9 protein-coding genes are annotated in these 8,460 nt (G+C 60.5%); 8 read left to right on the forward strand and 1 reads right to left on the reverse strand.

Going from position 1 to position 8,460, the window contains the following annotated elements:
* Nucleotides 1-943: 943 nt before the first annotated feature.
* The 4 genes from JHD59_RS21060 to JHD59_RS21075 are packed head-to-tail and all read left to right on the forward strand — an operon-like array spanning nt 944 to nt 3,214.
* Nucleotides 944-1,162: an AlpA family transcriptional regulator gene (locus tag JHD59_RS21060; RefSeq protein WP_199155692.1), complete on the forward strand. Its 219-nt coding sequence runs from the start codon at nt 944-946 to the stop codon at nt 1,160-1,162.
* A gap of 30 nt (nt 1,163-1,192) precedes the next feature.
* On the forward strand, nt 1,193-1,918 hold the full coding sequence (locus JHD59_RS21065; protein WP_199155693.1) for a hypothetical protein: 726 nt from the start codon (nt 1,193-1,195) through the stop codon (nt 1,916-1,918).
* 14 nt (nt 1,919-1,932) lie between these two features.
* A complete protein-coding gene (locus tag JHD59_RS21070; protein ID WP_199155694.1) occupies nt 1,933-2,922 on the forward strand; it encodes a P2 family phage major capsid protein in 990 nt (329 codons plus the stop codon).
* 10 nt (nt 2,923-2,932) lie between these two features.
* A complete protein-coding gene (locus JHD59_RS21075; protein ID WP_199155695.1) occupies nt 2,933-3,214 on the forward strand; it encodes an ogr/Delta-like zinc finger family protein in 282 nt (93 codons plus the stop codon).
* Between the two features lie 38 nt (nt 3,215-3,252).
* Here JHD59_RS21075 and JHD59_RS21080 read toward each other — a convergent pair whose 3' ends face one another.
* Nucleotides 3,253-3,654 (reverse strand): hypothetical protein, encoded by a 402-nt coding sequence (locus tag JHD59_RS21080; RefSeq protein WP_199155696.1) that lies wholly within the window; start codon nt 3,652-3,654, stop codon nt 3,253-3,255.
* A gap of 395 nt (nt 3,655-4,049) precedes the next feature.
* Between JHD59_RS21080 and JHD59_RS21085 the strand changes: the two genes are divergently transcribed.
* The 4 genes from JHD59_RS21085 (at nt 4,050) to JHD59_RS21100 (ending at nt 7,400) form a co-directional block, all read left to right on the forward strand.
* Complete coding sequence (locus JHD59_RS21085) at nt 4,050-4,226, forward strand: hypothetical protein (RefSeq protein ID WP_199155697.1); 177 nt, start codon at nt 4,050-4,052, stop codon at nt 4,224-4,226.
* Nucleotides 4,223-4,546, forward strand: a complete 324-nt coding sequence (locus JHD59_RS21090; RefSeq protein WP_199155698.1) for a DUF1484 family protein — start codon at nt 4,223-4,225, stop codon at nt 4,544-4,546. Before JHD59_RS21085 ends, JHD59_RS21090 begins: the two co-directional genes overlap by 4 nt.
* 90 nt (nt 4,547-4,636) lie before the next feature.
* Nucleotides 4,637-5,659, forward strand: coding sequence for a toprim domain-containing protein (locus tag JHD59_RS21095; protein ID WP_199155699.1), 1,023 nt, complete (start codon nt 4,637-4,639; stop codon nt 5,657-5,659).
* Entirely contained in the window at nt 5,646-7,400 is a 1,755-nt protein-coding gene (locus JHD59_RS21100) for a DUF927 domain-containing protein (protein ID WP_199155700.1), read from the forward strand. Before JHD59_RS21095 ends, JHD59_RS21100 begins: the two co-directional genes overlap by 14 nt.
* Nucleotides 7,401-8,460: the final 1,060 nt, after the last annotated feature.

An 8,460-nucleotide genomic window follows, 5' to 3' on the forward strand; every position in this document is an offset into this window, starting at 1 on the left:
GAGTCTCGTGGGCTCGGAGATGTGTATAAGAGACAGCATCACAAAGAGAAGCAAGGAGAGCTTGCTGCTCATAATTTCCAACAACTCGTAAATTGGCTAAACCTCAATCTAAACCATCTGGACGAAAAAATCCTTAGAGCAGAGGCAAGCATGATTAGGAATGGAGATTTTAAGCCTGACATACGCCTTCTCGATGAAAAGGCGCAATCTACTATTGAAATAATTGCTGCGGCCATGGTTAAAAATCTAGATGAATAATTCTAACAGACCGACAGTATTAGATAAGCCTAATGCAGCACTCCAGTCTTTCCATAGAACGCTGCCTACCTAAACCCCACCTTCGTAAACGAAATTTCCACTTTGGGTCGGCCCCTACCAGAGTACAAGTGCCAAAGCTCAAGTAATACTCCCACTTTTTCCATAAAGGGCCGTACTACGGGCTTTAACAGCCTCATTTGCCCCCTGCCCCCCGCGCGCGCTATCGAAGCCCCGCCTCGCCCCCACGCTTCATGTGCCGCTAATCATGCACCTGCATGAACCCGCACCAGGCCCGCACCGTATGGCCTGGCGTGTTGTTTTTTTGCTGCCAAAATTCATGCGTTTTCATGCACTCTACGCATGCAGTCACCGTTTCCGCTGACTGGCGCTGCCGCCCTTCCCCATTTATTCCCGCTTAAATCTGCCGCCGAGATTTTCCGGTGCAGTCCGTATTGGTCCGATACGGTACAGATATTCTAAAAATACACTGCAAGATTCAAATCCATCCGCTGTCGTCAATAGCCAAAACCGCATTTTCCCGGCTTTTCAAATTTTTTTGTTGTGTGGCGATTTCATACAACACGATCGCCAAACTCTATTTAAAATTTCTGAAATACTGCATTCGCTGATCGGCGTATCCGATTGCATCCACCGCTATTCAGATCAAACGATAAGGACAACCCAAATGACCGCTACCGCCCCTTCGCTCAACGCCCAGCCGCTGCGCTTTATGCGCTTGCCGGAAGTCATTTCCACCTGCGGCTTGTCCCGCTCGTCGGTATACGACGCCATCAAGCGCGGCAGCTTCCCGGCTCCGGTGCCGCTGGGCGGTAAAAGCGTGGCCTGGCTGTCGTCTGAAATCGACGCCTGGATGGTGGATCGCATCGCGGCGCGCCACGCCTAAAACCCCAATCAACGCACCCGGACTCAGAACATGCATATTCAAAATCCCAACACCCAAGAAACCGTCGCTTTCGCCGTCGCCGCCCTGACTGAACGTCTGGCCGCCTTCGAGCAAGACCTCAATGCCTGGCAGGCCCTAGCCGACAACGCCGCCCGCCGTGTCCAAACCGCCGAAGCGCTGCGCAGCGAAGCCGAGCAGGCACGCAAGGATTGCCGCCAGGCGATGCGCTCGACCTTGGGCATCCCCACCAAGGCAGTGCGCGAGCTGAAGAGCAAGGAAATGGCCAATCTGGAATTGGCCGAAGAAACGCTGAAGATCGCCGAGGAAGAAAAGATTCAAGCCGAAGTGCAGCAGGAGGCGCTGTTCGAGCAGCGCCAAGCCCTGCTCAAGGAGCGCGACGCGCTACGCCGCCAGTATTGGGATGCGGTGCTGGACGACCAGATCGCGCAATGGGGGCAACAGCTGCCGGTGCTGGCGCTGCTGTTGGCTGAAGCGCCGAAGGCGTGCATCGAACGGCTGTTCGGCCGCGCCGAGCTGCGCAGGAATCACGATGAACTCTATGCCGCGCTGCAGCCAGGCGAGCTGCAGCAGGCGCTGAAATCCGCCGCGCAGGCGGAACCGGATGACTTGCTGACCCTGCTCAATAAGCCGCTGCCGGCGCTGGCGACGCCCTCCACCCAGCACCAGAGCCCCATCACCCGCATGCGCTATCAAGCCGAGCGCGACGCGCAATACCAAGCCCTGATCAACCGTTAAGCGAGCACCCCATCATGCAAAACACGACCCGCCAAGCCCTGGATCACTTCATCGGCCGCTACTTCAGCCATATGGACGCGCATCAATCCCCAGGGATTTGCCATGCGGCCCCGGAGCCGCAAGCCGCGCAGGCCCGCATTCAGGCACTGAAAGCCAAAAGCCGGCTGCTGTCCGCCATCAATGTGCTGGGGGTGGCCGAGATCAAAGGCCGCTCGCAAAACTTCGACATCGCCGGCACCTTGGCCGCCACGGTGGACACCAACCGCCATCCGCGCCAGCCGGCGCAACAGACCTGGCGGCCGGCGCAGTATGTCTGCCAGCAGACCAACTTCGACGCCGCCTTTGATTACGCCACGCTAGACGCCTGGATGAACGAGGCGCAGGACCAAGCCTTGTTCGAAGCGCGGGCGCGGCAGACGCTGGAGCGCCGCATTCTGCTTGACCGGGTGATGATTGGCTTCCGTGGCACAGTGCGCGCCAAGGACTCTGACCGGGAGCAGCATCCGCAGCTGCAGGACGTCAATATCGGCTGGCTGCAACAGATCCGCGAGCAAGCGCCGAAAGCCTGCCTGGAGCGCGTGCGCGTCGGCGAAGGTGAGCGTTTCCGCAGCCTGCACCGCCTGGTGCGCCATGCGGTGAACAATCTGCTGGCACCGGCCTGGCGCGATGATCCGCTGTTGGTGGTGCTGGTCGGCGCGGACCTGCTGCCGGATGCGGTATGCGAACCCAGCGGCCAGGCCGAGCCTTGGAATGATCTGGTGTTCCATAAGCAGCGCCTGGGCGGCCTGCAAGCGGCTACGGCCGCCTTCTTCCCTGGCGACAGCATCCTGATTACCCGACTCGACAACCTGTCCCTGTACTTCTATCAGCACGCCGTGCGCTACCGCTATCAGGAAGAACCGTCCATCAACAGCGTGCTGTTCTTCCACTCCAGCGCCGACGCCTACGTGATCGAGAATCTGGCCGCCTGCGCGCTGATTGAAGAAGTGGAAATCGTGGACTGAGGAGACGGAGATGGCCTTTCCCTGCCCGCTGTGCGGCGCGATGTCGCGGGTGCGCACCAGCCGCATGCTGACCGCCAGCACCAAGGAGATTTACTACAACTGCAGCAATGACGACTGCTGCCACCAGTACAAGACGATGGAGGGCGAACCGCGCACCGTGGCCCAGCCGATCAAGGGCGGCGCGCAGATACCGCCAGAGCGGCTGCGCGCGCTGTCTAGCTTGGCCAAACCCGCGCCGCCGCCAGCGCTGACCGTGACGCCCGGCCGGATTCAACACCGCGTCTTGGAGTAATGAAAATGGCCCGCTGGAGGGCGGGCCATTTCTACGGGTTAGGTTTCACTGAAATTATATTCAAGACCGATGCTCAGCAACAAATCAAAAGTTTGGTCAACTTTCTCGGCTTCGAGCTTAGCCGCTTTCAGCTCAGCCTTAAGCCTAGCGATATTAGCCTTAGCTTCGCTAGCCCGCTCAATATAAACCTTATGAATTTCATCAATATGCTCAGCCACCTGCCAGGGTTTAAATTCACTGCGTATCTTTTGCTCATCCCAAAGTTTGCTTGGCCAAATACTCCCTTCAAACGACCAGACCGCTTTCATCTTTTCTTGGCAATGTTTGCAACGCAAATAATATTCGATAAATTTTTCAGTTACCGGGCGGCTCGTCCTGACTTTAACGCCTCCCGCTTTGCCACATTTAGGACATGCCACATCGCCAAATAATTCGTGCATCACCACTCCAAAAATAAAAAGGCCCCTGCCAGGGCCTTGGGCACTACAAAAACCAAATTCAATCATCCAGCGCCATTATATCCCGATGAAATGCACCGCTCAAACGCAATATGTGAATCACATGCTTGACAGCCCCGCACGATTCCCGCACCATTATCGCGTCGTGTTCAATAGCGCGACCGGCTTTGACAGGCTGAACAGTAAGGCGGATAGCCGCCATATGCGGCATTTTTTGCGTCCGTTAAACGCCATTGGTGCGCCTTCTTCTATGGCGGGCCGTGGTGGGGAGCCTTCGGGCTGCCGGTACCTTACTGCCGGTCTGTCAACCCTGCCATGCGCCCGCCACCCCCGTTTGACAGCGGGGCCGGGCTTAACGCTCAGTAAGGAGGCTTCACATGCCTGGTATCACCCTGCGCGCTTTCCGCGCCCTATTTCCGCAAGTCACCCGTCCCGTTTCCACGCTGCCCAACGAGGCTCAAGCTCGCGCGCTCGCCGCTTTGCTGGTCGCCCAGGGTCAACGCGCCTTGATTCACCGCACTGCCGCCGGTTTCGCCGTGGAGGTGATCGCATGAGCGCCCTTATTCTCGCCCCGCTGGCGTTGTCTGCCGTCCATCACCAATTGGCCCAGCTGCAATTGCTGGCCAACTCGCCCGAACACGCCGCCTTGCGCGAACCCTTGAGCCAGCTGGCCAGCTTGTGCCGTGGCATCGAACACACCGTCAGCGCCGGCGTGTCGCGCCTGGCGCGCACCGGCGACGGCCTGCAAGGCTTAGTCGAGCTGCTGGACCATGCCGAGGGTCAACCGTTGCCGGCGCAGCGCCTGGCCGGGCTGCTCGCTCCGCTGCAGCAGCAAGTCATCGACGCCAGCGCCGACATCGGCCAACTGCTCTAAGGACAATCCCATGAACGCAAGAAACCCTCTCCCGCGTACCGGGCGAGACGCCCCCGGCTTGTCTGGCGTCATCCAATGGGAGGCCCAACCATGAGGCTCGATCTCGCGCAATTGCGCCAGCAGGCCCGCGACCGCTGGCCGGACATCCTGATTGCCTTGGGCATTCCGGCCGAGGTCTTTACCCAGCGCCGCAATCAGCCTTGCCCGGCTTGCGGCGGCAGCGACCGTTTCGAGTGGATCGACAAGGGCAGCGGCCGTTTCGTCTGCCGCGCCCTGGACAGCCAGGGCGGCGACGGCTTCGTGTTGGCCCAGCACTGGCTAGGCGGCGACTTCTTCCACGCGGCGCAGGCCGTCGCCCAGGTCTTGAACGGGGCGAAGGGGGAGCCGGCGCGCGTGGCTGCCGCACCCGCGACCACGCATCCGCAACGCGACCAACGCGAGCGCCTGGCGCAGCTGTGGCGCGCGGCGCAGCCAGTGAAGGCTGATGACCCGGTGGGCCGCTATCTGCTGCGCCGAGGCTTGAGCCTGACCGCTTACCCCCGCGCGCTGCGCTATCACCCAGCTTTGGCCTACTGGATCACTTTGCACGGCCGGCCGCAGCTGCTGGGCCACTTCCCGGCGATGCTGGCGCTGGTGACGTCGCCGCAAGGCATCAATGTGGGTTTGCATCGCACCTGGCTGACGTTTGACGGCCACAAGGCCGTGCTGCTCCACCCCGTCAGCGGCGAAGCGCTGCCGGCGAAGAAACTGGCCTTGGGCCGCTCCGGCGACCTGTCCGGCGCAGCCGTTCGGCTCTATCCGCCCGCAGACGGCCGCCTGGCGCTGGCCGAAGGCATCGAAACCGCGCTGGCGGTGCGCGAGGGCAGCGGGCTGCCGTGCTGGGCGGCGCTGTCAGCCTGGGGGCTATCGCATGCGGTGTTGCCCGATGAAGTGACGGCGCTGTTCGTAATGGCCGACAACGACGCCAACCAAGCCGGCCAGAACGCCGCCCGGCGCTTGGCGCGGCGGATGCAAGACGACGGCCGGCAAGTCCATCTGCTGATACCCGAGCGGCCGGATAGCGATTGGCTGGATGTGTTGAACGAACAAGGAGAATCCCATGGGCAGCGCTGACAAGCAGGCTTTGAAGATGGCCGCGAAGGCCCCGGCGCTGGCCATCGGCCCGCGTTATGAAGTGAACCGCGACGGCGTGCATTACATCGCCGTCAAACGCGACCGCGATACCGGCGAGCTGTTGGAGCAGCCGCCGGAATGGCTCAGCGACAAGATGGAGCTGTTGGGCTGCGGGACCGATGCGGACGGCAACCATCACCGCATCGTCAAGTGGCAGCGCCAGGGCAATGGCGAGGTGATGACCACCGCCTTGCCCAGCGCCGACATCGGCGAGCGCGCCGGCTGGGCGCTATTGCGCAAAGGCGGCCTGACGCTGACCACCGACCGCGGCGGCCAGGCGCGGCTGGCTCATTGGCTGCAGCGCGAAGGCTCCACCGAGTGGCACGACATCGTCAATATGTCGGGCTGGCAGCACGGCGCGTTTGTGCTGCCGAACGGCGACATCATCGGCCGCCCCAACCGCAAGATGCATTTCAACGGCCGGCCCAAGGACGCCAGCGCCTATCACCCGGCCGGCAGCCTGGCCGATTGGCAAAGCACCGTCGGCGCGCTGGCGCTGGGCAACCCGCTGGCGATGACGACCATCGCTTGCGCGCTGGCCGGCCCGCTCTTGGCCTTGTGCAGGGCGCGGGATGGCATCGGCCTGCACCTGTACACCAATTCCTCGTCTGGCAAGAGCACCTGCGCCGATACCGCCGCCAGCGTGTGGGGCGACCCGCAGCGCACCTTGCACACGTGGTCCGGCACCGCCCTGGGCCTGACCAATGAGGCCGAAGCCAGCAACGACATGATGATCTACCTGGATGAAGTCGGCTCCGGCGACGCCCGCAAGATCGGCCCGGCCATCTACAGCATGCTCAATGGCGTGTCCAAGCTGCAAGGCGCGAAAGAAGGCGGCAACCGCGCCGCCCGTTCGTGGAAGCTGACCATGATTTCGACTGGCGAAGTGGCGATGAGCCAGTATCTGACCGAAGGCGGCCAGACGCCGCGCGGCGGCCAGGAAATCCGCTTGCTCGACATCCCGGCCGACACCGGCCCCTATCGCGCTTTCGACCACATCCACGGCCGCAGCAATGGCGAAGTGTTCGCCGACGAGTTGACCCGGCATGCCCGCAGCCATTACGGCACGGTCGGCCGCGCCTTCGTCGCCTGGCTGCAGGACAACCGGGCGGCGGCGATGCAGTGGGTGGAGCGCTCGCAACAGCGCATGCTAGCGGCCGTACCCGAGGGCGCCGCCCCTACGGTCAGACGCGCGACGCGCAAATTCGCCATCCTGTCGGCGGCCGCCGAGATGGCCAGCCATGCCGGCCTGACCGGCTGGACGGTGGAACAGGCGATTCAAGGCGTGGAAACCACCTGGCAACGCTGGATGCAGGCTTTCGGCATCGAAGACCGCGACGACGCGCGCTTGATCGACCAGGCCGCCGCCGTGCTGCAGGCTAGCCAGTACGCCCGCTTCGTCCTGCTGCCGATGAATGACAGCGACCCGCTGGTGCCAAACCTGATGGGCTACAAGCGCTACACGCTGGACGGCGAAGCGGTGTTTCTGGTGACGCCGGGCGCGTTCAAGGGCGAAGTCATCGCCGGCTATGAAGTGCGGCATGCCTGCGAAGTGCTGTACCGGGCGGGGATGCTGCAACGGCCAAAGGGTCGCGCCGGCTGGACCGTGCATGGCGGCAAAGGCGTGGGCCAGGTCTACCGCATGCAGTTGCATCCGCACGACGGCGAAGCGGAAGAGTAAGCGAAAAATTTCTCACGTGAGGCCAAACCCACTGCCAACACTGCCAACTCTGCCAACACCTATCCAATAGACTGATTTATATAGCTTTATCTGTTGGCAGTGAGTTGGCAGTGTTGGCAGTCAATTGGCAGTTCCTCCACCCCATCCCGCCCAGTTGGCAGTTTCCCCCCTCCAGTTGGCAGTGCTTTAGCCGCCACTGCCAACAACTAAACCCATACCAATCAGCAACTTACAGACGAGTTGGCAGTGTTGGCAGCGTTGGCAGTGGTTTTTGCTACATACGTAAAAAAATGGAATGGTTTCTCGAGTGGTGGCCTAGCACCCCGAGCAAACAGCGTTGTCATAAATGGTTGCTAAGCGTACCATTCCATAAGCATCAATTGGAATTATTGCTCAAGAGTGCTACTAATAAAAACATCTTCGCATAGTCACATTTATCTATTGTTCAATTGAAAACTTTCTTCCTTACTTCTTAATGGATATAGAGCGTCTACCACCGCCAATATCTACATGCCAGATTAATGGACATCCAGAAATGCCAACTCTCGAATATCACCTATACAGAACCAAATTCATTAAACCATCACAAGTTGACTTGTTTCATCCCAATCTCTCTGCAAGAGAAATATTTGAGGCTGGACTCGCTGAGCGCCCATCGATAGCACTCCGTGAAAACAATGTATGGCATATCGGAAACGTTGAATATTTTAATGAAAATGGCGGCCGCTTTGCCATTGGAAGAACCACGCTTACAACAGTTGAAAAGTTTGACATTGAAACAGGGAATTTTACTGAGTTGGTGGATGACTCCGGGCCATATACATTTGTATATTTCGACAGCAAATTAGGTTTACTTGGCATTGGAAAGAAAGCAAAAGTCGCAGTAAATGTAAAATCCTGTCTCTTATACACATCTCCGAGCCCACGAGACTCAAAAGGTGGGGGGGGGGGGGGGGGGGGGGGGGGGGGGGGGGGGGGGGGGGGGGGGGGGGGGGGGGGGGGGGGGGGGGGGGGGGGGGGGGGGGGGGGGGGGGGGGGGGGGGGGGGGGGGGGGGGGGGG

The sequence above is a fragment of the Chromobacterium sp. ASV23 genome (assembly GCF_016428945.1).
Taxonomy (GTDB): Bacteria; Pseudomonadota; Gammaproteobacteria; order Burkholderiales; family Chromobacteriaceae; genus Chromobacterium; species Chromobacterium sinusclupearum.